The 24,706-nt window shown below is 65.3% G+C and carries 25 protein-coding genes; 11 read left to right on the top strand and 14 right to left on the bottom strand.

The features are described from left to right. Positions 1–3: 3 nt before the first annotated feature. From P6U27_RS00670 to nth, 3 genes are all read right to left on the bottom strand, one after another. Positions 4–1,632, bottom strand: coding sequence for an MFS transporter (locus P6U27_RS00670; RefSeq protein ID WP_129145723.1), 1,629 nt, complete (start codon positions 1,630–1,632; stop codon positions 4–6). Further along, on the bottom strand, positions 1,619–2,752 hold the full coding sequence (locus tag P6U27_RS00675) for an HlyD family secretion protein (RefSeq protein WP_129145724.1): 1,134 nt from the start codon (positions 2,750–2,752) through the stop codon (positions 1,619–1,621). The genes P6U27_RS00670 and P6U27_RS00675 overlap by 14 nt, the downstream gene beginning before the upstream one ends. A gap of 135 nt (positions 2,753–2,887) precedes the next feature. After that, positions 2,888–3,640 (bottom strand): endonuclease III, encoded by a 753-nt coding sequence (gene nth / locus P6U27_RS00680; protein ID WP_162500048.1) that lies wholly within the window; start codon positions 3,638–3,640, stop codon positions 2,888–2,890. Between the two features lie 22 nt (positions 3,641–3,662). On the opposite strand from nth, the gene P6U27_RS00685 reads away from it, so the two are divergent. Both P6U27_RS00685 and P6U27_RS00690 read left to right on the top strand, forming a co-directional pair. Next, positions 3,663–4,196 (top strand): DUF2244 domain-containing protein, encoded by a 534-nt coding sequence (locus tag P6U27_RS00685; protein WP_407120471.1) that lies wholly within the window; start codon positions 3,663–3,665, stop codon positions 4,194–4,196. A 54-nt stretch (positions 4,197–4,250) separates the two neighbouring features. Continuing rightward, positions 4,251–5,147, top strand: coding sequence for a bifunctional helix-turn-helix domain-containing protein/methylated-DNA--[protein]-cysteine S-methyltransferase (locus P6U27_RS00690; RefSeq protein WP_122400214.1), 897 nt, complete (start codon positions 4,251–4,253; stop codon positions 5,145–5,147). Positions 5,148–5,188: 41 nt separating this feature from the next. Here P6U27_RS00690 and P6U27_RS00695 read toward each other — a convergent pair whose 3' ends face one another. The 8 genes from P6U27_RS00695 to dnaK form a co-directional block, all read right to left on the bottom strand. Beyond that, complete coding sequence (locus P6U27_RS00695; protein ID WP_129145725.1) at positions 5,189–5,812, bottom strand: 2,3-bisphosphoglycerate-dependent phosphoglycerate mutase; 624 nt, start codon at positions 5,810–5,812, stop codon at positions 5,189–5,191. Positions 5,813–5,926: 114 nt separating this feature from the next. After that, entirely contained in the window at positions 5,927–6,742 is an 816-nt protein-coding gene (gene dapB, locus P6U27_RS00700; RefSeq protein WP_164937201.1) for a 4-hydroxy-tetrahydrodipicolinate reductase, read from the bottom strand. Between the two features lie 178 nt (positions 6,743–6,920). Then, positions 6,921–7,232 (bottom strand): DUF1330 domain-containing protein, encoded by a 312-nt coding sequence (locus tag P6U27_RS00705; protein ID WP_122400217.1) that lies wholly within the window; start codon positions 7,230–7,232, stop codon positions 6,921–6,923. Between the two features lie 24 nt (positions 7,233–7,256). Beyond that, on the bottom strand, positions 7,257–7,967 hold the full coding sequence (gene pyrF / locus P6U27_RS00710) for an orotidine-5'-phosphate decarboxylase (protein ID WP_129145728.1): 711 nt from the start codon (positions 7,965–7,967) through the stop codon (positions 7,257–7,259). Between the two features lie 6 nt (positions 7,968–7,973). Further along, complete coding sequence (locus P6U27_RS00715; protein ID WP_129145729.1) at positions 7,974–8,552, bottom strand: NADPH-dependent FMN reductase; 579 nt, start codon at positions 8,550–8,552, stop codon at positions 7,974–7,976. 56 nt (positions 8,553–8,608) lie between these two features. Then, on the bottom strand, positions 8,609–9,208 hold the full coding sequence (locus tag P6U27_RS00720) for a class I SAM-dependent methyltransferase (RefSeq protein WP_122400220.1): 600 nt from the start codon (positions 9,206–9,208) through the stop codon (positions 8,609–8,611). An 88-nt stretch (positions 9,209–9,296) separates the two neighbouring features. Further along, the gene (gene dnaJ, locus P6U27_RS00725) at positions 9,297–10,433 is read right to left on the bottom strand and encodes a molecular chaperone DnaJ (protein ID WP_122400221.1); all 1,137 of its coding nucleotides are present in this window, start codon (positions 10,431–10,433) and stop codon (positions 9,297–9,299) included. A gap of 245 nt (positions 10,434–10,678) precedes the next feature. Next, positions 10,679–12,580: a molecular chaperone DnaK gene (gene dnaK, locus P6U27_RS00730; protein ID WP_122400223.1), complete on the bottom strand. Its 1,902-nt coding sequence runs from the start codon at positions 12,578–12,580 to the stop codon at positions 10,679–10,681. A gap of 393 nt (positions 12,581–12,973) precedes the next feature. Here dnaK and P6U27_RS00735 point away from each other — a divergent pair, with 393 nt between their 5' ends. Next, the gene (locus P6U27_RS00735) at positions 12,974–13,915 is read left to right on the top strand and encodes a hypothetical protein (RefSeq protein ID WP_164937202.1); all 942 of its coding nucleotides are present in this window, start codon (positions 12,974–12,976) and stop codon (positions 13,913–13,915) included. 259 nt (positions 13,916–14,174) lie between these two features. Next, positions 14,175–14,897 carry a bifunctional nicotinamidase/pyrazinamidase gene (pncA, locus tag P6U27_RS00740; RefSeq protein ID WP_122400225.1) on the top strand — a complete coding sequence of 241 codons (723 nt, stop codon included), beginning with the start codon at positions 14,175–14,177 and terminating at the stop codon, positions 14,895–14,897. A gap of 116 nt (positions 14,898–15,013) precedes the next feature. Here pncA and grpE read toward each other — a convergent pair whose 3' ends face one another. Together grpE and hrcA are read right to left on the bottom strand one after the other, a co-directional pair. Then, positions 15,014–15,634: a nucleotide exchange factor GrpE gene (gene grpE / locus P6U27_RS00745; protein ID WP_122400226.1), complete on the bottom strand. Its 621-nt coding sequence runs from the start codon at positions 15,632–15,634 to the stop codon at positions 15,014–15,016. A 96-nt stretch (positions 15,635–15,730) separates the two neighbouring features. Then, positions 15,731–16,819: a heat-inducible transcriptional repressor HrcA gene (gene hrcA, locus P6U27_RS00750; RefSeq protein WP_122400227.1), complete on the bottom strand. Its 1,089-nt coding sequence runs from the start codon at positions 16,817–16,819 to the stop codon at positions 15,731–15,733. A 168-nt stretch (positions 16,820–16,987) separates the two neighbouring features. Here hrcA and rph point away from each other — a divergent pair, with 168 nt between their 5' ends. The 3 genes from rph to hemW are packed head-to-tail and all read left to right on the top strand — an operon-like array spanning position 16,988 to position 19,488. Then, entirely contained in the window at positions 16,988–17,701 is a 714-nt protein-coding gene (rph, locus tag P6U27_RS00755) for a ribonuclease PH (protein ID WP_122400228.1), read from the top strand. Between the two features lie 10 nt (positions 17,702–17,711). Further along, on the top strand, positions 17,712–18,347 hold the full coding sequence (rdgB, locus tag P6U27_RS00760) for an RdgB/HAM1 family non-canonical purine NTP pyrophosphatase (protein WP_129145731.1): 636 nt from the start codon (positions 17,712–17,714) through the stop codon (positions 18,345–18,347). Continuing rightward, a complete protein-coding gene (gene hemW / locus P6U27_RS00765; RefSeq protein WP_129145732.1) occupies positions 18,334–19,488 on the top strand; it encodes a radical SAM family heme chaperone HemW in 1,155 nt (384 codons plus the stop codon). The genes rdgB and hemW overlap by 14 nt, the downstream gene beginning before the upstream one ends. 41 nt (positions 19,489–19,529) lie before the next feature. On the opposite strand, the gene P6U27_RS00770 is transcribed toward hemW, so the two are convergent. Continuing rightward, positions 19,530–20,762, bottom strand: a complete 1,233-nt coding sequence (locus P6U27_RS00770; RefSeq protein WP_209294885.1) for a penicillin-binding protein activator — start codon at positions 20,760–20,762, stop codon at positions 19,530–19,532. Positions 20,763–21,092: 330 nt separating this feature from the next. On the opposite strand from P6U27_RS00770, the gene rsmI reads away from it, so the two are divergent. The 4 genes from rsmI (at position 21,093) to cpaB (ending at position 24,701) form a co-directional block, all read left to right on the top strand. After that, positions 21,093–22,043: a 16S rRNA (cytidine(1402)-2'-O)-methyltransferase gene (gene rsmI / locus P6U27_RS00775; protein WP_122400232.1), complete on the top strand. Its 951-nt coding sequence runs from the start codon at positions 21,093–21,095 to the stop codon at positions 22,041–22,043. Next, complete coding sequence (locus tag P6U27_RS00780) at positions 22,030–22,431, top strand: YraN family protein (RefSeq protein ID WP_129145734.1); 402 nt, start codon at positions 22,030–22,032, stop codon at positions 22,429–22,431. Before rsmI ends, P6U27_RS00780 begins: the two co-directional genes overlap by 14 nt. A gap of 10 nt (positions 22,432–22,441) precedes the next feature. Beyond that, positions 22,442–23,386 carry a glutathione synthase gene (gene gshB, locus P6U27_RS00785; RefSeq protein WP_122400234.1) on the top strand — a complete coding sequence of 315 codons (945 nt, stop codon included), beginning with the start codon at positions 22,442–22,444 and terminating at the stop codon, positions 23,384–23,386. 496 nt (positions 23,387–23,882) lie between these two features. Next, positions 23,883–24,701 carry a Flp pilus assembly protein CpaB gene (gene cpaB / locus P6U27_RS00790; RefSeq protein WP_407193559.1) on the top strand — a complete coding sequence of 273 codons (819 nt, stop codon included), beginning with the start codon at positions 23,883–23,885 and terminating at the stop codon, positions 24,699–24,701. Positions 24,702–24,706: the final 5 nt, after the last annotated feature.

Raw genomic sequence — 24,706 nt, forward strand, 5'->3', positions numbered from 1 at the left:
GGCTCAGGCCACAGGCATCCCGCATTTGCGCAGCACCGTCTTGGCGAAGCCGAACGGCGCCGGCGTGAATGGGCCCGTCGGCGCGCGGGTGACCAGCGCGACGACACCGAGTGCGGCCATCGCGAGCCAGAAGCACAGCCAGAAGCCGTCGATGTAGGCGAGCACATTGGCCTCGCGCTGGACGATGCCCGCCAGCGTGCCGACCGCGCGCGCCTGCGCCGATCCCCTGCCATGGGCGGCGAAATGATCGGCGAGCTGCTTTAGTCTCTCCACCACATCGACATCGCCGACCGCGAGGTTCTGGCCGAGATAGAAGGAATGGACCTGCTCGCGGACGCGCAGCCAGGTGCCCATCAACGCCACACCGATCTCGGCGCCGCCGAGCCGCATGATCTGGATATAGGCGGCAAACGAGGTGGCGCGGCTCGGATCGGAGTTGGAGAGCAGCGTGATGATCAGCGGCAGCAGGGTCAGCGACTGCCCGATCGCCTGCAGTAGCACGATGCCGATGAAATCCTCGCGCGCCCAGACATGGGTGAGCCGCGTGCCCCAGAGATTCGCCGCGGCGAAGCAGGCAAAGCCCAGAACGAGCACCGTACGTGTATCGAAATGCCTGAGCAGCCAGATCGAGACCGGCACCAGCACGAACATCGGCAACGCGCCATAGGTGAGCAGCAAGAGGCCGCTCTGCTCGGGCCTGAGCTGCGCGATGGTTGCGAGGAAGTTCGGCACCAGCGAGGCGTTGGACAGGCTGGTCAGTGTGTAGAGCAGGATCAGGACCAGCCCCAAGCCGATGTTGCGCGAGAACAGCACATTCACATGTGCCCAGGGCTGCCGCACCAGGGACTCGTTGACGAGGAAGGCCAGAAACAGCACCGCGCCACTGGCGAGCAGCGCCATCACCGTGCCGGAGCCGAGCCAGTCCAGCCGGTTGCCCTGGTCGAGCCCGGCATAGATCATCGAGACTGAGGCGCCGAGCAGCAGCATGCCGCCCCAATCGGCGTCGCGCAGCAGCGCACGGTTCACCGGCTCGTTCGGCGTGCCCAGATAGACCATCAGGCCCATCAAGGGCGCGATCACCACGCCTTGCCAGTACAGCCATTGCCAGCCGAGATGGTCGACATAGAAGCCGACCAGCGAGGTCGACGTGTCCAAGGCGAAGCCGACGCGGATCGCATAGATCGAGATCGCCGGCAGCCACCAGCGGATCGGCAAATTGCGGAACACGATCATCAGCGTCGCCGGCACGAAGGTGCCGAGCAACAGGCCATGCACGACGCTGAGCGCAAGCAATGTCGGATAGTGGTGCACGAATGGAATGATGAAAGAGACGGCCGCATAGACGATGCTGGGGATGCCGAGCACGCGGCGCAGGCCGAACACGGTAGCAAGCCAGGCCACCGCAGGCGCGATGAAGATCTGCGAGCCGATGCCGGCCGTGGAGAGCCAGGCGCCCTCGTCGAAGCCGAGTGAGAACGCGCCGCGAAGGTCGGGCAGGCCGACCGTGGTCAGCCGGCTATCGAAATTGGCGAGGAACGAGCCGAGCAGCACCGCCGCGACGGCGAACAGCGGCTGCGGCGCGATGCCGCCGCGCGAGACCGGCTCGCGGCTGGCAGCGTCATTTTCCGCCATTCGCAGCCTTGGTATCGATGCTGGTGACCACCGACATGCCCGGCACCAGCCGAGCGAGCAGCGGTTGATTGTGATCGAACTGAATGCGCACGGGAATGCGCTGCACCACCTTTGTGAAGTTGCCTGTTGCGTTGTCGGGCGGCAGCAGCGCCACTTGTGCGCCGGTCGCCGGCGCAATGCGCTCGACCTTGCCGTGCAGCCTCTCACGCGGGAAACTGTCGACGGTGATCTCGACCGGCTGGCCCGGTGCGACGTGCGTGAGCTGGGTCTCCTTGTAGTTCGCAATCACATAGACGTTGGGCAGCGGCACCACATTGATGAGATTGGTGCCGATATTGACGTAATCGCCGGGCTGCACCTGCCGCTCGCCGACAACGCCGTCAAACGGCGCGGTGACCTTCGTGTAACCAAGTTTGAGCTTCGCACCCGCCAGCGTCGCCTTGGCTGCCTCGACATCGGCGGCGCGCTGCTTCCTGGTGCCTTGCAGGACCTCGAGCTGGTGCTGCTGGGCTGCGATCACGGCGCGGCTCGCCCGCACGTCGGCCTGCGCCTTGGCATAAGCGGCCACCGCCTGCTCGAGCCGCTGGCGCGTGCCGGCATCGGTCTGCGACAGCGACTGCTGACGCTCCTGCTCCTGCCGCGCCTCCACCTCCATGGCCTCCGCGGACAGCCGCGCGGCCTGCGCCTGCGCGATCGTGGCATATTGCAGCTCGATCTGATTGGCGAGATTGTCGAGGGTGGCCTGCGCAGCAGCGACATTGGCTTCGGCCTGTGCGACCTGCGCCTCGTAGTCGGCCGGATCGATCTGGATCAGGAGGTCGCCGGCCTTCACGCGCTGGAAATCGGTGACGCCTACGGTGAGCACTTCGCCCGAGACGCGGCTCGAAAGCCGCGTCAGCTCCGCCCGCACATAGGCGTCATTGGTGGTCTGGATCACCGCATTGCCGACCCATTCGTCGAAGCGCAGCGTCGCCAGCGCGACGAAGCCGAGCGCAACGATGACCGCAAACAGCGGGATCGCGAGCCGGCTCCAGAGCGGTGAGGCCGGCCGTTGTGTTGACTTGGGCGGCGGGACAGGTGCGGCGGCAGGCGGTGACGGAACTCGTTCTTGTTGACTCACGGATGCCCCCAAAAGCGCTTGTCCGAACGCAAATCTCACTGCTGTCATTCCGGGACGGTTCGAGCAACGGACCCGGCATCTCGAGATTCCGGGTTCGATGCCGCGCATCGCCCCGGAAAGACGTTGATTACTTGCTCACACCGTTTTCTCCGGCCACCGGCAGAGATCGTTGATCAGGCAGACCTCGCAGCGCGGCTTGCGGGCGAGGCAAGTATAGCGGCCGTGCAGGATCAACCAATGATGGGCATGCTGCATGAACTCGGCCGGGATCACCTTTTCGAGACCGAGCTCGACCTCCAGCGGCGTCTTGCCCGGCGCAAGTCCGGTACGGTTGCCGACGCGGAAAACATGGGTATCGACCGCCATGGTGTGCTCGCCGAAGGCCATGTTGAGCACGACATTGGCCGTCTTGCGCCCGGCACCGGGCAACGACTCGATCTCGGCGCGCGTGCGCGGCACTTGGCCGCCGAATTCGCTGAGCAGCTTGGCCGACAGTGCGATCACATTCTTGGCTTTGGTGCGGTAGAGTCCGATCGTCTTGATGTACTCGCGCAGACGCTCCTCGCCGAGATCGAGCATCTTCTGCGGGGTGTCGGCGACCTCGAACAATGCGCGCGTCGCCTTGTTGACGCCGGCATCGGTCGCCTGCGCCGACAGCACCACGGCAACTAGCAGCGTGAACGGATTGACGTGCTCGAGCTCGCCTTTCGGCTCCGGATTGGCCTTGCGGAAACGGCTGAAGACCTCGCGGACCTCGGCCGGCGTCCAGGGCCTGGTGGCCTTGAGTGGTTTTTTCGCGGAGGATTTCGGTTTGGCCGCGACCGGCTTTGCCTTTTTCTTCGGCACCGCCGCTTTGCGGGAGACCGGCTTGCGGGTGATTTTCGCCATGATCGGGATATACTGAGGGACGATGAGCACAGGCAACGAAATTGAGCGCAAGGACTTTGAAGATCAGCGCGAGGTGCAGATCTTCTCCGCGCTGCTGACGCCGCACCGCTCGCTGAACCGCACCGGCTTCCTCGCCGTGATGCTGTTCCTGAGCGTGGTCAGCTTCGTCACGGGCCTCGCTTTCCTGATGATGGGCGCCTGGCCGGTGTTCGGCTTTTTTGGTCTCGACGTGCTCGTGGTCTGGTGGGCCTTCAAAGTCAATTTCCGCAGCGCTCGGGCGCGCGAGGAGATCACCGTTACGACCTCCGAGCTGCGCGTGAGGCGCATCAGCCATCGCGGCCAGGTCGCCGAATGGACCTTCAATCCGCTCTGGGTCCGCCTCGACATGGAAGTCGACGAGGACTTCGGCATCGAGCATCTCTATCTGATCTCGCGCGGTCATCAGATCCAGATCGCGAGGTTCTTAGGGCCTGAGGAAAAGGCAAGTTTTTACAATGGCTTGGTCGAGGCATTGAACGCCACCAAGCGTGGACCGACCTACAATCCGATCAGCTGATTCCAGTCGGAAATCGGGTGGTTTCAGACCCGCCTCTCTCCTACATTTCCGGACATGATGACCCTCGCGATACATGACCAGCGCCTGGCCAAGCCGGGCACCCAGAACGCCGCGTGGCGCGACTATGATTCGGTGCGGCGGGCGATTGCGTTCATCTCGGCGAACTGGCGCGCGCAGCCGACCATCGAGGCGATGGCGGATGCCGCCGGCGTCACGCCGGATGAGCTGCACCATCTGTTCCGCCGCTGGGCGTCGATCACACCGAAGGCTTTCATGCAGGCGCTCACCCTCGACCACGCCAGGAATCTGCTCAGGGATTCCGCCAGCATTCTTGATGCGGCGCTCGACTCCGGCCTATCCGGGCCGGGCCGGCTGCACGATCTCTTCGTCACCCACGAAGCGATGTCGCCGGGCGAGTGGAAGAACGGCGGTGCCGGTCTCACCCTGCGCTATGGCTTCCACCCCTCCCCATTCGGCACCGCGATCGTGATCGCCACCGATCGCGGCTTGTCCGGACTTGCCTTCGCCGATCACGGCGAAGAGAAGATCGCACTCGCCGACATGACGCGGCGCTGGCCGAACGCTACTTACGTGGAAGATCACAAAGGCACCGCGCCGCTCGCAGCGCGCATCTTCGACCCAAAGCTGTGGCGGCCGGATCAGCCGCTGCGCGTGGTCCTGATCGGCACCGATTTCGAGGTGCGGGTATGGGAGACGCTGCTGAAAATTCCGATGGGACGCGCGGTGTCCTATTCCGACATCGCCTGCAACATCAATAATCCGAAGGCCTCTCGCGCCGTCGGTGCCGCGGTTGGCAAGAACCCGGTCTCCTTCGTCGTGCCCTGCCACCGCGCGCTCGGCAAGAGCGGCACGCTCACCGGCTATCATTGGGGCACCACCCGCAAGCAGGCGATGCTGGGCTGGGAAGCCGGGCAGCTGGGGATGCAGTGATTGATCTCCCTCTCCCCGCACGCGGGGAGAGGCGAAGAAACTCAGCCCGCCAGGTCCAGCTTCGAGGCGACCGTCGAATCCGCATTGAGGCGGTAGATGATCGGCGCACCGGTGGCGAGCTCGCGCTTCAGGATGCCTTCAGGCGAGAGCTTCTCCAGCACCATGATCAGCGCACGCAGCGAGTTGCCGTGAGCGGCAACCAGCGTGCGCTTGCTGTTGAGCACGCCGGGCAGGATCTCCTGCACGTAATAGGGCAATGCGCGCGCGAGCGTGTCCTTCAGGCTTTCGCCGCCGGGCGGCGGCACATCGTAGGAGCGGCGCCAGACGTGTACCTGCTCCTCGCCCCATTTCTTGCGCGCATCGTCCTTGTTGAGACCGGAGAGATCGCCATAATCGCGCTCGTTGAGTGCGAGGTTCTTCGAGGTCGGCAGACCGGTCTGGCCGAGCTCAGCGAGGATGAGATCGAGCGTGTGCTGCGCGCGCGTCAGGACCGAGGTGAAGGCGACGTCGAATACGAGACCCTGTGCCTTCAGCTTGCGGCCGGCTTCCTTGGCTTCCCTCACGCCGAGCTCGGTGAGGTCAGGATCCTTCCAGCCCGTGAACAGGTTCTTCAGATTCCATTCGCTCTGGCCATGGCGCACGAGCACGAGAAGACGTTCGCTCATTTTACCTTCCGTATGAAACTAAGCTTGATGGTTGCTGCATCGGCGGTGCCCAACCTTTCCGTTGGGGAGAGGTGAAGGGAGCCTGCAGTTGAAACGGGCAATCATTCCGTTGACTCAGATATCGGACAGGCCGAGCACGTCGGCCATGGTGTAGTGCCCCGGCGCCTTGCCATGGGCCCACAGTGCCGCCTTGAGCGCGCCGTGGGCGAACAGCATGCGGTCCTCGGCCTGATGCGACAGCGTCAGGCGCTCGAACGGACCGAGGAAGCTGACGCTGTGGTCGCCGGCGACGGTGCCGCCGCGTAACGAAGCGAAACCGATACTGCCTGGCCGGCGTGCGCCGGTGATGCCGTCACGTCCACGCTCGGAATGGTCATCGAGGGTGACACCGCGGCCGCTGGCTGCGGCCTGGCCCAGCATCAGCGCCGTGCCCGAGGGCGCATCGACCTTCATGCGGTGATGGGTTTCGACGATCTCGATGTCGAAGGTCTGGTCGAGCGCCTTGGCGACGCGCCTGACCACGGCGGCGAGCAGGTTGACGCCGAGGCTCATATTGCCTGACTGCACCACCACCGCGCGGTTGGTGACGCTCTTGATCACGGCGTTGTCGGAGCCGGAAAGTCCGGTGGTGCCGATGACATGCACGAGGCCGCGCTGGGCGGCGATCGCGACGTTGGCGATGGTCGCCGCCGGCACGGTGAAATCGAGGATGCCGTCGGCATCCTTCGACATCGCCCAGAGATCGGCGGAGAGCGTGATGCCGTTGGCCGGCAGGCCTGCGAGCACGCCGGCATCCTTGCCGAGCAGATCGGAGCCCGGCGCCTCCAGTGCGCCCGCCAGCACCGCGCCTTTGCTCTCGGCAATCGCCCGTACCAGCGCGCGGCCCATCCGGCCGCCGGCCCCAGCAACAATCAAGCGCATGTCGGACATGGTGTGATCCTCTTCGGAGCCGTTGTAGCGGGGGGACGCAGTTCCGGCAACCGAGGGGATCGGGGGCAGTGACGCCACGTTCACCGTCATTCCGGGGCGGCTCGCAGAGCCGAACCCGGAATCCCGAGATTCTCAGGTGCGCAATTGCGCACCATAGTTCGCCTCGGAATGACGGGCGTCAGCCGTCCTGCGGCTGCGGGCCGTCATAGCCCTCGATGATGATGAGATCGGCGATCGAGTGCGGCTGGCGCACCTTGATGTTGGCCTGATATTCCGGTGAGTTGTAGCAGGCGAGCGCGGTTTCGTAGTCCGGGAATTCGATCACGACGTTGCGGTTGCGGCTGGCGCCTTCAACGGTGGTGAACTTGCCGGCGCGGACGACGAAACGGCCGCCCCATTTCTTGAAGATCGGACCGTTGGCGACGGCGTAGGGCTTGTAGCCCTCGTCATTGCTCACGTCGACACGCCCGATCCAGTAGCCTTTTGCCATTGTTGTTCTCCCTGTTGTGTGTGGTCAGCCGAGAGCTTGCGCGATCTCAGCGTGGATGGCGTCGGCGACAGCCTTCGGATCGGCGGCTTCCACCACCGGGCGCCCGACAACGAGATAATCCGCGCCCGCGGTGATCGCGCGGTCCGGCGTCATGATGCGCTTCTGGTCACCGCTGGCGGCGCCCGCCGGACGAATGCCGGGGGTGACGAGGCTCATCTGATGGCCGACGATCTTGCGCAACGCACCGACTTCCTCTGGCGAGGACACCAGGCCGTCGACGCCGATCACCTGCGCCTGCTGCGCGCGGGCCTCAACTAGCTCCGACACGCTGAGCCGATAGCCCGCCGCATGCAAATCGTCGTCATTGTAGGAAGTCAGCACCGTGACGGCGAGGATCTTCAGGCCGGCACTGCCGCGGCCCTCGACGGCGCCCTTCATGGTCTGCGGATAGGCGTGGACGGTAACGAAGGTCGCACCCAGCTTGGCGACGCTCTCCACCCCACGCCTCACCGTATTGCCGATGTCGTGCATCTTCAGATCGGCAAAGACCTTTTTGCCCCTGTCGGCGAGCGTTCCGATCAACGGCAGGCCGCCGGCATAAGCGAGCTGATAGCCGATCTTGTAGAACGAGACGCTGTCGCCGAGCTTCGCGATCATCGCCTCCGCAGCATCAACGCTCGGCAGATCGAGCGCAACGATCAGGCGGTCTTTCGGGGCGATCTCGGCTGCCGTCATGTCACCTCACATCATGCGTTGGGAAACGTCGATCAGCTGCGTTACCAGCTCTTTCAACGCGGCGATATCGCCCTCGTTCTTCAGCCTGTCCATATCGTCATAGGCCTGGTCGGCAAAGGCGAGCGTGAGCTGGCTGGCAATCACGTTGGCGTGGCAGGAGGAGAGGATCAGCCGCAAGGCCTGGAGCGCGCGGGCGGCACCGAGCCGGCTCTGCGAGGCGCCGGCGAGCGCGAAGACGCGGTTGCGGAACACCTCGCCGCGCGCCTCGTGCAGCTCGTGCACGCGGCTGACCCAGTCGATCGCGTTCTTGAGAAGCGGCGGCACCGAGGCATTGTATTCGGGCGAGACGATGAGGACACCGTGATGGGCGCCGATCATGCGCTTGAGATTGATGGCGTGCTTGGGCACGCCGGACTTGGCCTGGAGATCGCCGTCGTAGATCGGCAGCGGAAAATCCGCGAGCGAGATGCGGGTGACGTCCACGCCGGCCTGGGCGAATTCGTAGGCCGCCAGCGCCCCAAGCTTCACATTGTGCGAGCCGGTGCGCAGCGAGCCGGGAATGATCAGGATTTTGGGTGCGGACATCCAATCCCATGCGTTCGGCGAAACGAGCCCGCCGCGCAAAAGAAGAGCGGGCGGAATTAGTCCTTGCGATACACCCAGACGCGGGCCGGCGGAAGGTTCATCCAGATCCGTTCCGAGGCCTCTGTCGACACGCCCGGCAGCGATTTCGGGATCGGCGGCACCACCGCATAGGTGAACTGGATGAAGGGCGCGCCGGGCGCAAGCGCGGTGAAGGCATCGCGAATGAGCCGCAGCCGCGTCAGCATCGGTTTCGTCACGAGCGGCAGGCCCGAGACGACCGCGCTAGCCGGCGCGCTCAGGACGTTCCAGAGCGTGTCACGCAGGCGATAGGCATCGCCCTGCACCACCTTGGCCTGCGGGTAGCGGTCGCGCAGCAGCGCGCAGAAGCCGGGATTGTATTCGACGAGGACGAGACGCTTCTGGTCGACACCGCGCTCGATCAGCGCGGAGGTGATCGCGCCGGTGCCGGGCCCGAGCTCCACCACCGGCGCATCGGACTCCGGATCGACATAATGAGCCATGGTCCGGGCCAAGAGCTTGCCCGACGGCATCACCGCGCCCATGTGCAGCGGCTTTTCGATCCACGACCTGAGAAAGCGCACCTCGTCGTCAAGACGAGGCTTCTTCAAGGCACGCGCAGACGATGGCAATGGCATGTCGGGACCGGACGGGACCGCAGGACCGCGGCGTGTCAGAAAATGGTCATAAAGACGTATAGGCCGAAGACGGCACGGTCAAGACGAGTCAATTCGCCCGATTACCGAAGAAGTCCTTGACCTTGGCGAAGAAACCCTCGGATTCCGGCTGGGTGTTGCCGGAGGAGAGCTTGTCGAACTCGGCCAGCAATTCCTGTTGCTTCTTGGTGAGGTTCTGCGGGGTCTCGACCACGACCTGGACATACATGTCGCCCATCTGACGCGACCGCAACACCGGCATGCCCTTTGATGCGATGCGGAATCGGCGGCCGGACTGGGTTCCGGCAGGCACTTTCACCTTGGCCTTGCCCTTGTCGATGGTCGGCACCTCGAATTCGCCGCCGAGCGCGGCCGTCACCATCGAGATCGGCACGCGGCAGTGCAGATCGGCGCCATCGCGCTGGAAGAACTGGTGCTGGGCCAGCGACAGGAAGATGTAGAGGTCGCCGGGCGGACCACCGCGGACCCCGGCCTCGCCCTCGCCGGCGAGCCTGATCCGGGTGCCATCCTCGACGCCTTGCGGAATGTTGACCGACAGCGTGCGCTCGCGCGTGACGCGGCCCTGGCCCGCGCAGGAGGGGCAGGCGTCCTCGATCATCTGGCCGCGTCCCTGGCAGCCGGGACAGGTGCGCTCGAGCGTGAAGAAGCCCTGCGACTGCCGCACACGGCCCGCGCCGCCGCAGGTCGAGCAGGTCTTCGGCTTGGTACCTGCCTTGGCGCCGATGCCCGAGCAAGCCTCGCAGGTGACCGAGACCGGGATCTCGATCTGCGCAGTCTTGCCGCCAAAGGCTTCCTCGAGCGTGATCTCCATATTGTAGCGCAAATCGGCGCCGCGCTCGCGGCCACCGCGGCCGCGCTGCCCGGCCATGCCGAACAGGTCTTCGAAAATGTCGGAGAAAGAGGAGGCGAAGCCCGCGCCGAAACCGGGGCCGCCGCCAAAGCCGCCGCCCTGCTCGAACGCGGCGTGACCATAGCGGTCATAGGCGGCGCGCTTGTCCTTGTCCTTCAGGACCTCATAGGCCTCGTTGATCTCCTTGAATTTGACTTCGCTGGTCTGGTCCCCCGGATTGCGGTCCGGATGGAATTTCATCGCCAGCTTGCGGAACGACGATTTCAGCTTGGATTCGTCAGCGTCGCGATCGACTTCGAGGGTCTCGTAATAGCAGCGCTTGGTGGACGTGGACATGTTCAGCTCGGTCTATCCAATCGCGATTTCAAGTTGGGGCGAAACAGCGTTGCCACGCAGCAATATAAGCGCCCTTCCGCCTCGCGGCAGAGGGCAGCCTGGCAGCGCTGAGAATAACGGCTGGGAATTGATCGATGGTAACGGGCGCCTTGCCCGTGGAGCCCGACACGACGGCCTCCCCCGCGAGGGAGGAGGCCGGTAGCGCGTGTGGGGTCCAAGCCGTCCGCATCGCCACCCTCTCGGGCTTATGCAGACTTCTTGTTGTTCTTCTCGTCGTCGACCTCGGTGAATTCCGCGTCGACGACGTCGTCCTTGGCCGCGTCCTTCTTGGCGTCGGCCTCGGCCTGCTGCTTGTACATGGCTTCGCCGAGCTTCATCGAAGCCTGGGCCAGGGTGTTGGTCTTGGCCTTGATCGCCTCGGCATCGTCGCCCTTCAGCGCCTCCTTGAGGTCGCTGACGGCATCCTCGATGGCGCGGCGCTCGGTCTCGGAGACCTTCGAACCGTGCTCGGCGAGGGCCTTCTCGGTGGAATGCACCAGCGCGTCCGCATGGTTCTTGGCATCGACCGCCTCGCGGCGCTTCTTGTCGGCCGCCGCATTGGCCTCGGCGTCCTTGACCATCTTCTCGATGTCGGCTTCCGACAGGCCGCCCGAGGCCTGGATGCGGATCTGCTGCTCCTTGCCGGTGGCCTTGTCCTTGGCCGAGACGTTGACGATGCCGTTGGCGTCGATGTCGAAGGTCACCTCGATCTGCGGCATGCCGCGCGGAGCCGGCGGAATGCCCATCAGGTCGAATTGGCCGAGCATCTTGTTGTCGGCCGCCATTTCACGCTCGCCCTGGAAGACGCGGATGGTGACGGCATTCTGATTGTCTTCAGCCGTCGAGAACACCTGGCTCTTCTTGGTCGGGATCGTCGTGTTGCGATCGATGATGCGGGTGAACACGCCACCCAGCGTCTCGATGCCCAGCGACAGCGGGGTCACGTCGAGCAGCAGGACGTCCTTGACGTCGCCCTGGAGCACGCCGGCCTGGATCGCGGCACCGATCGCCACGACTTCGTCCGGGTTGACGCCCTTGTGCGGCTCCTTGCCGAACAGCTGCTTCACGACCTCCTGGACCTTCGGCATGCGGGTCATGCCGCCGACCAGCACCACCTCGCCGATTTCACCGGCGGTGACGCCGGCGTCCTTCAGCGCCTTGCGGCAGGGCTCGATGGTTTTCTGCACGAGGTCGTCGACCAGCGCCTCGAACTTGGCGCGGGTGAGCTTCATCGTCAGATGCTTCGGACCGGTCTGATCCGCGGTGATGAAGGGCAGGTTGATCTCGGTCTGCGTCGTCGAGGACAGCTCGATCTTGGCCTTTTCAGCGGCTTCCTTCAGGCGCTGCAAGGCGAGCTTGTCGTTGCGCAGGTTGATGCCCTGCTCCTTCTGGAACTCATCGGCGAGATAGCCGACCAGGCGCATGTCGAAGTCTTCGCCGCCGAGGAAGGTGTCGCCATTGGTCGACTTCACCTCGAACACGCCGTCACCGATCTCGAGAATGGAGATATCGAAGGTGCCGCCGCCGAGGTCGTACACCGCGATGGTGCCGGCCTTGGTCTTGTCGAGGCCATAGGCGAGCGCGGCCGCGGTCGGCTCGTTGATGATGCGCAGCACTTCGAGGCCCGCGATCTTGCCGGCGTCCTTGGTCGCCTGGCGCTGGGCGTCGTTGAAGTAGGCGGGAACGGTGATGACGGCCTGGTCGACCTTCTGGCCGAGATGGGCTTCCGCGGTCTCCTTCATCTTCTGCAAGATGAACGCCGAGACCTGCGAGGGCGAGTAGGTCTGGCCGTCGGCCTCGACCCAGGCGTCGCCGTTGGAAGCCTTCACGATCTTGTACGGAACGAGCTTCTTGTCCTTCTCGACCATCGGGTCGTCGTAGCGGCGGCCGATGAGGCGCTTCACTGCGAAGAAGGTACGCTCGGGATTGGTGACGGCCTGGCGCTTGGCCGGCTGGCCGACGAGGCGCTCACCGTCATCCGTGACGGCGACGATCGAAGGCGTCGTGCGCATGCCTTCGGAATTCTCGATGACTTTGGCGTTCTTGCCATCCATCACGGCGACGCACGAGTTCGTGGTGCCGAGGTCGATCCCAATGACCTTTCCCATGGTCCTGATATCCTTCTTTTTGCGGCAGGTTGGCTGGGCCCAGAAGGCACCCGAACCGAAACCCCCTAAGATCAAACATCCGCGATATTGCGATGATTGAGGCTCATATAGGAGGGGGGGAGGGGCCCGCAAGGACCGAAGCTACGTTTCTGCCGCGAAAACATTGGGTTTTGGAAGATCATATCTGGGCTCCACCGCCCTTGCGGGTGAGGAATTATTAACAGGTTCGCGCTTCGGCAAGCCCCCGCTTCCGCGAGCGGCCCCTCCCTGTTGCGGCAGGGCCAAACCCGCTAAAAGGCTGACCGGCCGGACAGCCGGCGCAGCTGCTTCGCGCGACAAAGCGCCCGGCGGCCGACCATCGAACGGCCTCAATGTGAACCAATCAGAGTGCCCATGACGCTGATCCGCCCCCTCGCCGCACTCGCCCTCCTCGCCGTCTCCGCGTTTCCGGCCTACGCCGCCGACGCCGTTTTCCCACCTGGCTTGCGCCTCGGCATGGTGCCCCTGGTCGGCCTCAGCACGGCGAAAACCTTTCCGGGCTTCGAGAGCGAGGACGGCAGCGTCAAGGTGCTGATCACCGAGCTGCCGCCGGCGGCCTATGGCGAGGTCGTGAGCGCGTTCAATTCCAATCCTGCCGGGGCCAATGGCGTCAAGCAGGACAAGATCGAGACCCCCGCGGGCCTTGCCTATTTCACGACCGAAAGCGGCAAGGCCGACGATACCCCGGTGAAGCGCTATTCGATGATCGTGCCCGGTGCCGGCTTCTCCGGCTATGTCGCGGTGCAGATCCCGGAGAATGCGACCAAGATCTACACCGATGAAGCGGTGCGGCAGATGTTTGCGAGCGCCACCACCCGCAGGCAGGTCTCGGCCGAAGAGCAGATCGCGCTGATGCCGTTCAAGATCACCGATCTTGCCGACTTCAAGGACGTCCGGACCCTGGCGCCGGGCTCGAGCATCATCCTGGCCGATGGCGATGAGAGCACGGGCTACGAGTCGCGGCCGTTCATGATCCTCGGCCTGATCGGCGCCACCCCGCAAGCCGCCGACGACCGCGCCCGTTTCGCCCAGGAGGCGGCACTCCAGATTCCCGGCGTGCGCGAGTCGCGGATCACCATGTCCGAGCCGATCCGCATCAACGGCCAGCAGGGTTTCGAGACCCGGATCGACGGCGTCAGCGGCAAGGATAAGGTCCCCGTGACCGTGGTGCAGTGGATCCGCTTCTCGAGTGGCGGCGCATCATTGCGCATCATCGCCAGCGCCCCGCGCGACAGATGGCAAGCCGCCTTCACCCGTTTCCGCGCGGTGCGCGACGGGATTCAGCCGAAGGGGTAGACGCGTCCCACGCGCGAGATGCGCTCCCTCCCCACCCGCCCCCACCCGCGGGCGGGCGGTCGGGGAGAGGGTGTCTCCGCAATCGAGACCGCGCTCTGCAAGCGCAGCAAGCTCTCCCGCAAGGGCCCGCAAGGAGAGGTGCGCCGAGCACGCCGCGAGCCCAACCCCTCACCAAGACCGGCTGCATTTTCGGGCTTCTGTTCGTATACGAACGGAACTACGCTCCCCTCCGTTGGATCATCCTAAGGGGAGGCGAACGATGCTGGATCGGCGACACGTCTTGGCAATGCTTGGAACGACGGCACTGGCGACGCTCGCGCCAAGTGCGCTGTTCGCGGCCGCGTCGATCAAGCCGGACGACGCATCAGCCCTGCTCGTGATCGACGTGCAGAACTGCTTCCTGCCGGGCGGCAGCCTCGCGGTGAAGGAAGGCGAGCAGGTGGTGCCCGTCATCAACAGAATCGCGAAGGCGTTTTCCAACGTGGTGATGACACAGGACTGGCACACGCCCGGCCACATTTCGTTTGCGTCGGTTCATTCAGGCAAGAAGCCGTTCGAGACCATCGACCTGCCCTACGGCAAGCAGGTGCTGTGGCCCGACCATTGCGTGCAGGGCACCGATGGCGCTTCGCTGTCGAAGGACCTGTCGATCCCGCACGCCGAGCTCATCATCCGCAAGGGTTTTCACAAGGACGTCGACAGCTACTCGGCCTTCCTCGAAGCCGACGGCAAGACCTCGACGGGGCTTGCCGGCTACCTGAAGGGACGCAAGATCAAGCGCGTCTTCGTTGCAGGGCTCGCGACGGACTTCTGCGTCGCCTGGACCGCGCTCGACGCGCGCAAGGCGGGTTTCGAGGTTTATGTGGTGGAAGACGCCTGCCGCGGCATCGACACCCAGGGCTCGCTGGCAAAGGCCTGGGCCGACATGGCCAAGGCCGGCGTGAAGCGGATTCAGTCTGCGGATATCGCGGTGAGCGCGTAAGATTTACGATCAGTCGTTCCGGTTCGATGCAAAGCATCGAACTCCGGTGCGCAATTGCGCACCGGATTCCGGGTTCGACTCTGCGAGCCGCCCCGGAATGACTCGTCGCTTACCGCTCAGTTCGGCGCGCCGCTCGACTCGTTGTTGTTGTTGGCCGCGGTCGCCGCCTTCGCGCCGCCCTTGGCGACACCGACCAGCGCCGGGCGCAGCACGCGCTCGCCGATTGTGTAGCCGGCCTGCACGACCTGCACCACGGTGCCCGCCGGCACCGAGGCATCGGGCACTTCGAACATCGCCTGCTGGAAGTTCGGGTCGAACTTCTGGCCCTGCGGATCGAATCTCTTCACGCCGTGCTTTTCCAGCGCGTTGAGCAGCGAGCGCTCGGTGAGCTCGACGCCCTCGATCAGCGAGATCAGGCCGGGATCGGCCGCGGCACGGGCTTCGGCCGGAACGGCGTCGAGCGCGCGCTGGAGATTGTCGGCGATGTCGAGCACGTCGCGCGCAAAGCCGGTGATGCCGTAGAGGCGGGCGTCAGCGACCTCCTTGGTGGTCCGCTTGCGCAAATTCTCCATCTCGGCCAGCGTCCGCAGCATGCGGTCCCGCGCCTCGGCGGCCTCCTTCTGCAACGTCTCGACCGAGCCGGGCTCGGGATCGTCGGGCATGATGTAGGGTTTTGACACCACGGGCTCGCCGGTCGCTGCAGTCGTGTCTTCGGGTTGCCGGTCTTGCTCGGTCATCGGCTCTATTCTCGAACTCGTTTCCAGGGATTGTTGGCCCGGATATCGTGCCTGAGGCCACGAAAATCAAGCGCCCGTGATCGGCGGAAACGCCGGTCAGCCCCCCAGCAGGCGGCTGACGATACGGGCGGCGTAGTCCACGGTCGGGATCACGCGGGCATAATTCAGCCGCGTCGGGCCGATCACGCCGAGAACGCCGACGATGTGGCCGGCGGCATCCCGATAGGGCGCGATGATGGTGGAGGACCCCGACAGGGAAAACAGCTTGTTCTCACTGCCGATGAAGATGCGTACGCCCTCGGCGGTTTCGGCCCGGCCGAGCAGGTCGATGACGCCCCGCTTGGTCTCGAGGTCGTCGAACAACAGGCGCACCCGCTCCAGATCCTCCAGCGCATGCAGATCTTCGAGCAGATTGGCATGGCCACGAACGATGAGCTGGCGGTCCTCGTTCTCGCCGCCGGACCAGCTGGCAATGCCGGCCGAGATCACCTTTTGCGTCAGCTGATCGAGCTCGGCGCGGGCCTCGGCGAGCGCGGTTTCGAGCTCGAGCCGCGCCTCGGCCAGCGTGCGGCCGCGGATTCGCGCATTGAGGAAATTGCCAGCCTCGATCAGAGCCGAGGAGGGAACTCCGGGCGGCAGCGTCAGCACGCGGTTTTCGACCTGGCCGTCCTCGCCGACCAGAATCACCAGCGCCCTCTCCGGTTCCAGGCGGACGAATTCGATGTGCTTGAGCCGCGCATTGGATTTTGGTGTCAACACGACAGCGGCGGCCCGGGTCAGGCCGGAGAGCCGCATCAGGGCCTGGTCCAGCGCCGCCTCGACCGACTGCGCCTCGCCGACGGAGGAGAGCTGGCTCTGGATCGACTGCCGCTCGGCCTCATTGAGGTCGCCGACCTGCATCAGGGCATCGACGAAGAAGCGTAAGCCTAGTTCCGTCGGCAGCCGGCCCGCCGAAGTGTGCGGGGCATAGATCAGGCCGAGCTGTTCCAGATCGGCCATGACGTTGCGGACCGAGGCCGGTGACAGCGGCATCGCGATCAGGCGCGAAATATTGCGCGAGCCCACCGGCTCACCGGTCGCGAGATAGCTTTCGACAATTTGACGAAAGATGTCGCGGGAACGCTCGTTGAGCTGGGCGAGGCCTGCGCGCGGCGCGATCAGATGGATCGGATCGTGATGGGCCACAGACGGTAACTCCTCTCAGATGCTCATAATTTGTCCATCCAGGGCGGTTCTGACAAGCGGGGCGTTTGCGGCCTCGAAGGCGAGGGGTGAAAAAACCTTGCCGCCCACCCCTGCCCCACCTACAAGCACCGCGAACAGCCTTTTCCCGTGAGTTTTGGAGGATTTCCCATGCGGCCAAGCCGCCGTGCGCCCGACGAATTGCGCCCCGTGACGCTGGAGCGTGGCGTGGTCAAATATGCGGAAGGCTCGTGCCTGGTGAAATTCGGCGACACCCATGTGCTGGTCACCGCCACGCTCGAGGACCGCCTGCCGCCCTGGCTGAAGGGCCAGGGCCGCGGCTGGGTCACCGCCGAATACGGCATGCTGCCGCGCGCGACCTCGGAACGGACCCGCCGCGAGGCCTCAGTCGGCAAGCAGAGCGGCCGCACCGTCGAGATCCAGCGCCTGATCGGCCGCTCGCTTCGCACCATCATCAATCTCGAAGCGCTCGGCGAACGCCAGATCACGGTCGATTGCGACGTGCTCCAGGCCGACGGCGGCACGCGCACGGCCTCGATCACCGGCGCCTGGGTCGCGCTCGCCGATTGCGTCAACTGGATGAAGGCGCGCAACATGGTGAAGGCCAACGTGCTGCGCGACAACGTCGCCGCGATCTCCTGCGGCATCTACAACGGCACGCCGGTGCTCGATCTCGACTATGCCGAGGATTCCGAGGCCGAGACCGACGCCAATTTCGTCATGACCGGGGATGGCCGCATCATCGAGGTGCAGGGCACCGCGGAACGCGAGCCGTTCACCGAAACCGAGTTCCTGGCGTTGATGGCGCTGGCGCGCAAGGGCGTCGCGCGTCTGGTGGACTTGCAGAAACTGGCCGTGGCGTAGTCAATAGGCCATGCACCGCCGAATCACGGACAAGCTCGTCATCGCCACCCACAATCCCGGCAAGCTCGCCGAGATGAAGGAGCTGCTTGCGCCGTATGGGATCGAGGCGGTGTCGGCCGGTGAGCTCGGTCTGGACGAGCCCGAGGAAACCGGAAACGACTTCCGTAGCAATGCCGCGATCAAGGCGAGCGCCGCGGCGAAGGCGACCAAGCTTCCTGCTTTCGCCGACGATTCCGGTATCGTCGTCGACGCGCTCGACGGCGCGCCCGGCATTTTCTCGGCGCGCTGGGCCGGCCCAAACAAGGATTTCGCGGCGGCGATGGCGCAGATCGAGCGGCTGTTGCAGGAGCGCGGCGCCACCACGCCCGACCGCCGAAGAGCGCATTTCGTCTCCGCGCTCTGCGTTGCCTGGCCCGACGATCATCTCGAACAGGTCGAGGCGCGCGTCGACGGTACGCTGGTCTGGCCGCCGCGCGGGAATGCCGGCTTCGGCTACGATCCCATGTTTCTGCCCGATGGCCACAGCCGTACCTTCGGCGAGATGGAAAGCGTCGAGAAGCACGGCCTGCCACCGCTCGGCCTCGGCCTGTCGCATCGCGCCCGCGCCTTCGTGAAACTGGCGGAGATCTGCCTTGAGCCGCGCTAAGGAAGCCTTTGGCGTCTACGTGCACTGGCCGTTCTGCCTGTCGAAATGTCCCTATTGCGACTTCAACAGCCATGTCCGCCACGCCGCGATCGACGAAGCGCGCTTCGCCTCCGCCTTCGGACGTGAGATCGAAACGACCGCACGGCGTGCGCCGGGCCGCGAGGTGACCTCGATCTTCCTCGGCGGCGGCACGCCGTCGCTGATGCAGCCTGCAACCGTCGGCGCGGTGCTCGATGCGATCGGCAAGCATTGGGCTGTCGCCGGCGACGTCGAGGTCACGCTGGAGGCGAATCCGACCAGCGTCGAAGCCACGCGCTTTGCCGGCTATCGCGCTGCCGGCGTCAACCGCGTCTCGCTCGGCGTGCAGGCGCTCGATGACGCCTCGCTGAAGGCGCTCGGCCGCATGCACAGCGCGCGCGAGGCGCTCGATGCCGTCGCCATCGCGCGCCGCTCGTTCGATCGCTATTCGTTCGACCTGATCTACGCTCGCCCCGACCAGACGCCGGCGATGTGGGCCGACGAGCTGCGGCACGCCATTGATGAAGCGGCCGAGCATCTGTCGCTCTATCAATTGACGATCGAGGAAGGCACGCCGTTCTTCGGCCTGCACCAGGCCGGCAAATTGAAGACGCCGGACGAAGCCGCCGCACGCGCGCTCTATGATGTCACGCAGGAGACCTGCGACAAGCTCGGCCTGCCCGCCTACGAGATTTCAAATCACGCGCGGCGCGGCGCCGAGTGCCGGCACAATCTGGTGTACTGGCGTGGCGAGGAATATGCCGGCATCGGCCCCGGCGCGCATGGCCGCCTCGACATCGACGGCATCAGGCACGCCACCGCCACCGAGAAGCGTCCCGAGGCCTGGCTGATGCGGGTCGAAACCAACGGCGATGGCATCGTCACCGACGAGCTGCTCAACAGCGAGGAGCGCGCCGACGAATTCCTGCTGATGGGATTGCGTCTCGCCGAAGGCATCGACCCCGAGCATTACAGGGCACTCTCTGGCCGCCCGCTCGATCCCCGCCGCATCGCGCTCCTGCGCGAGGAGGGCGCCATCACGGTCGATGCAACGGGACGGCTGCGCGTGACCAGCAGCGGATTTCCGGTGCTGGATGCCGTGGTAGCGGATCTGGCGGCCTGAGCTCTCTCCCCGTCGTCGTCCCGCACGAAGGGGAGAACCGGCTACGCCCCAAAACTCTTCGGCGAGCCCGCGACCGCAACGCCGCCGCCTTGCGTCACCTTCATCACTGCGAGCCCACGCTCATTCGTGCCGTCGGCGCGGAAGCGGAACAGGCCGTCGATGCCGGCGAAGCCAGAAGGATTCGTGAGCACATCGGAGGAGAAGCGTTGGCCGCCCTGCGTGCGCGCGAGCGCGGCGACGAGGGCGACCGCGTCATAGGCGAGCGTGGCGGTTCGCACCGGCTCGCCGCCATATTTGGTGCGGTAGCGGCCGGAGAAGGCGCGGAAGCCGGCCGGGTCGGGCGCGGCATAGAGGCCGCCTTGCAACGCCGCGCTGGCATAGACGCGCGGATTGTCCCACAAGCCGGTGCCGAGCAGCTGGATGTTGCGCAGGTTCGCGCCCGCCGCGGTCATGGCATCTGCCACCGACACGACGGCATCGCCGTCATCGGCGATGAACAGCGCATCCGCGCTGCCGAGTTGCGGCGCCACGGTGCGCGCCGGCGTGGCGCGATCGGCGCCGTACTTCTCGAAGGCGACGATGCGTCCGCCGCGCCGCGGAACGGCCGCCTTCACGGCGGCCTCGACGACATTGCCATAGGCATTGTCGGGTACCAGCACGGCCACGGAGCGCTTTCCGATGCTGGCGGAATATTCGACGATGCGGTTGACGTCGGACTCCGGCAGGAACGAGAGCAGATAGACGCCGCGTCCGGCGATGCTGGAATCGGTCGAGAAGGCGAGGACGGAAATGCCGCGCGTGCGCGCGACCTGTGCCACCGCCGGCACCGACTGCGCGAACAGCGGCCCGAGAATGATCTCGGCGCCTTCGTCGACCGCCTGCTGCGCGCCGGCCTGTGCGCCTTGCGGGCTGCCATTGTCGTCCTTGATCAGCAGCTGGATATTCGGGTTCTGGAACTCGGCCAGCGCCATCTCGGCGGCATTGCGCATGGATTGCGCGGCGAGGCCCGCATTGCCGGCGGCCGAGAGCGGCAAGATCAGACCGACCTTCACGCCGCCGGTGCCGGCGGTCGTCGCCTGCTGCTGGGGACCCGCCGGCTGGGCCGGCGGTGTGGAGCTTGAGAACGGGTTGGAGAACTGGCTGAGACCTTGCTGCACGCCGGCGCAGGCCGACAGCACGGGCGCACCGAGCAACAGGCCAAGCGCACTCCGGCGGGTCGCTCCCGACAATCGGGACCCCGGAATGGGAGACTTTGGATGACGCGGGCCCACCATGGCAGCTTCTCTTCTGACCGGCCGTCGCCGGCCGGTCATGACATTGCTTCCGCGGCACAAGCCCGCGAATTCAGGCATATTGTCGGCAAATGGTTAACCAAAACAAAAGGATAACAAGCGCTTAACACGGCCGCCTCCCCGTCCCGGCAGCTGTTCACCATCACTCATTCAGCATCAAGGCGGCGTTTCCGTCGTGAATATGGCGCAAGCGCCCTGATTACCTCTCAACGTGATCCACATTCCCGTCCGCTCCCCGCCCCTCACCTCCGCACGATCTTTTTCCGCCAGCCGGTTCCCAGCCCTGCGGATCGTGCCTAAGTTGACCTCATTATGCGCGCAAAGCCGGCCCCGATAAATACGCCTGAAGCTCAAGACGCCGCCATGCGCGGCTTCTCCATCGATGCCCATCGGTTTGCCGCGCCGAAGGTCGCGCCGGGCCTCCATCTGGTGGCGACACCGATCGGCAATCTCGGCGACATCACCCTGCGGGCGCTTCAGACGCTCGCCGGCGTCGATGTCATCGCCTGCGAGGACACCCGCATCACGCGCCGCCTGACCGAACGCTATGCGATTGCGGCGCAGCTCAAGCCCTATCACGAGCACAATGCGGAAGCGGCGCGCCCGAAGATTCTTGAAGTGCTGGCGCAAGGCGGCTCGGTCGCTCTGGTGTCGGATGCCGGCACGCCATTGATCTCCGACCCCGGGTTCAAGCTGGTGCGCGAGGTCTGCGCTGCGGGCCATCCGGTGTATGCGCTGCCCGGCCCATCCTCGGTGCTGGCAGCTCTGTCGGTCGCTGCATTGCCGACCGACCGCTTCTTCTTCGAGGGCTTCTTGCCGGCGAAATCGGCAGCGCGCCGCGCACGCCTGGCCGAGCTTGCGCGCATCGACGCGACGCTGGTGATGTTCGAATCGGGCAATCGCATGCAGGCCACATTGACCGATCTCGCCGAAATCATGGGTGAACGAGAGGCAGCGGTCTGCCGCGAGCTGACCAAGTTGCACGAGGAGGTCAGGCGTGCCCCCCTCGCCGAGTTCGCGCGGCAAGCCGACGCGCCGGAGACGCGCGGCGAATTCGTTCTCGTGATCGGTCCGCCTGCAGCCGACGCCGACGTGCTGGCATCGGATGCGCTCGACGGTCTCTTGCGCGAGCAGCTTGCCGCCAACAGCGTCAAGGATGCCGTGGCGCATGCGGTGGCACTGTCGGGCCGGCCGCGCCGCGAGGTCTATGCCCGCGCGCTCGAGCTCGCAAAGGACCTGCGAGGCGGCGATGGCGAAGACTGACCCTCCGGCGGAACCGAAGGTCGCCTCGCCCGAGCGCGTCGCCGCGTTCCGCACCGGCATCTCCGCGGAGAGCCGCGCCGCCGCATACCTCATGGCCAAGGGCTATCGCATCCTCGCCAAACGTTACCGCACCCCGTATGGCGAGATCGACATCGTGGCGCGCCGCCGCAATTTGATCGCTTTCGTCGAGGTCAAGGCGCGGGCGAGCCTGGATGACGCTGCTTTCGCCGTGACGCCGCGCCAGCAGCAGCGCATCATCGACGCCGCCCAAGGCTGGCTTGTGGCGCATCCCGAGCATGCCGAATTCGAATTGCGATTCGACGCCATGCTGATTGCGCCGCGCTCGCTTCCGCGCCATGTGTTGGCGGCATTCGACGCCTCGACCTGAAAGGCAGATCATGAAACTGAACGTCGCCGTCCAGATGGATCCCATCGCCCGCATCAACATCAAGGGCGATTCCACCTTTGCGCTGCTGCTGGAGGCGCAGCGGCGCGGCCATGGCCTGTCTTATTACACGCCCGACAAGCTCTCCATGGTCGGCGAAGAGCTGGTCGCTCCGGTTCAGCTCCTGACCGTGCGCGACGAGCCCGGCAACCACTTTACCTTGGGCGAGCCCAAGCGCGAAGCGCTGAACGGTTTTGACGTGGTGCTGCTGCGCCAGGACCCGCCGTTCGACCTCGCCTACATCACCTCGACGCATTTCCTGGAGCGCATCCATCCGAAGACGCTGGTCGTCAACGATCCTGCCTCCGTGCGCAACGCGCCGGAAAAGCTGTTCGTGATGGATTTTCCGCAGCTGATGCCGCCGACGCTGATCTCGCGCGACCTGGATGAGATCAACGCGTTTCGCGACAGGCACGGCGCCGTCGTGATGAAGCCGCTGCACGGTCACGGCGGCGCGGCCGTATTCCGCGTGATGCCGCAGGACATGAATTTCGGCTCGCTGTTCGACATGTTCTCGGTCACATTCAAGGAGCCTTGGGTGATCCAGCAGTTCATCCCCGAGGTGAAGCACGGCGACAAGCGCATCATCCTCGTCAACGGCGAGTTCGCCGGCGCGGTGAATCGCGTGCCGGCCACCGACGACCTGCGCTCCAACATGGTGCGCGGCGGCGCGGCGCAGGAGACCGAGCTCACCCCGCGCGAGCGCGAGATCTGCGCCACGCTCGGCCCGGCGCTGCGCGAGCGCGGCCTTTTGTTCGTCGGCATCGACGTCATCAACGGCAACCTCACCGAGATCAACGTCACCTCGCCGACCGGCATCCGCGCCATCTCGCGGCTCGGCGGCCCTGATGTCGCGGCGAAGATCTGGGACGTGATCGAGCAGAAGCGGAAGAAGTAGCTTCCGCGCACGCTGCTACGAGAGCGTATGATCTCTCTCCAACGCCGTCCCGGACAAGCGCAGCGAAGCGGAGCGCCGATCCGGTTCCATTCCCACAGGACGTGGTGTGGCGAAAACTCGCCGTTGGTACTTCTATCTTTTACAGCCGAGATATCACGCGGTATGGGTCCCGGCGTTCGCCGGGACGACACCGATGTTGTGGTGCCTTGCTGCCGTCTCGCCGGTACAATCACGCGGCTTCAGGCAGGCCCTTTTCACTAACCACCCGTTCACCATGACGCCCCGCGTCTCATCCAAATGCGCGCGTCGGGATGCGTGAATCTACGGAGCCGCGTGGCCTCAGATAACGCGACGTTCACCATCTGCCGAAAACCAGCATCGCTGGCCGGCGATCGCGTTCGGCCTCGCAACACCCCTTATACTTTTACTCCCTACTCATCGACGCGGGGGAACACGCCAGGTGCGGTTCGAGTGCCCCGCGTAAGAGTAGAAACGTATGAATACCGCACGCATCGTCGTTCTCGTCATCGCTCTCGGCGCCGGCGGCGTCGCTGCGTATCTGGCGAGCGGCTATCAGAATGCACCCGCGCCCGCCCTCCCGGCCGCCGAGAAGCTGCCGACGGTCGAGGTCCTTGTCGCGAAGAACGACATCCAGCTCGGCCAAGCCGTCAAGCCCGACGACCTGCAATGGCAGGCCTGGCCGGCGGCGACTGCGAGCAGCGCCTTCATTCGCCGCGACAGCCGGCCCGAGGCGCAGACCCAGATCGCCGGCTCGATCGCGCGCGTGCCCTTGATGCAGGGCGAGCCGATCCGCGAGCAGAAGCTGGTCAAGGCCGAAGGCTCCGGCTTCATGGCCGCTATCCTGCCCTCCGGGATGCGCGCCGTCTCCAGCGAGATTTCAGCCGAAACCGGGGCCGGCGGCTTCATCCTTCCGAATGATCGCGTCGACATCGTCCTGACCCGCCGCCTGAAGAATCCCGACGGTAACACCAACGGTCCGACCGGCGGCAACGATCTCGTCCTGTCCGAGGTCATTCTGACCAACATCCGCGTGCTCGCGATCGACCAGGCGCCGAAGGAGAAGGACGGCCAGAACGCCGTGATCGGCAAGACCGTCACGCTCGAGCTCCGGCCCGACCAGGTCGCCACGCTCTCGGCCGCACGCCAGGGCGGCACTCTGACACTCGCATTGCGCAGCATCGTCGATGCCAACGCGGTCGACGGCACACCCGAGGACCAGGCGATCAAGCGCCCGGGCGGCGTGAACGTGATCCGTTATGGCGTGCCGGCACGGCAACTGACGTCACAGAGGTGATGGGG

Origin of the sequence: Bradyrhizobium sp. STM 3566 (genome assembly GCF_045571445.1) — a bacterium.
Lineage (GTDB): Bacteria > Pseudomonadota > Alphaproteobacteria > Rhizobiales > Xanthobacteraceae > Bradyrhizobium > Bradyrhizobium vignae.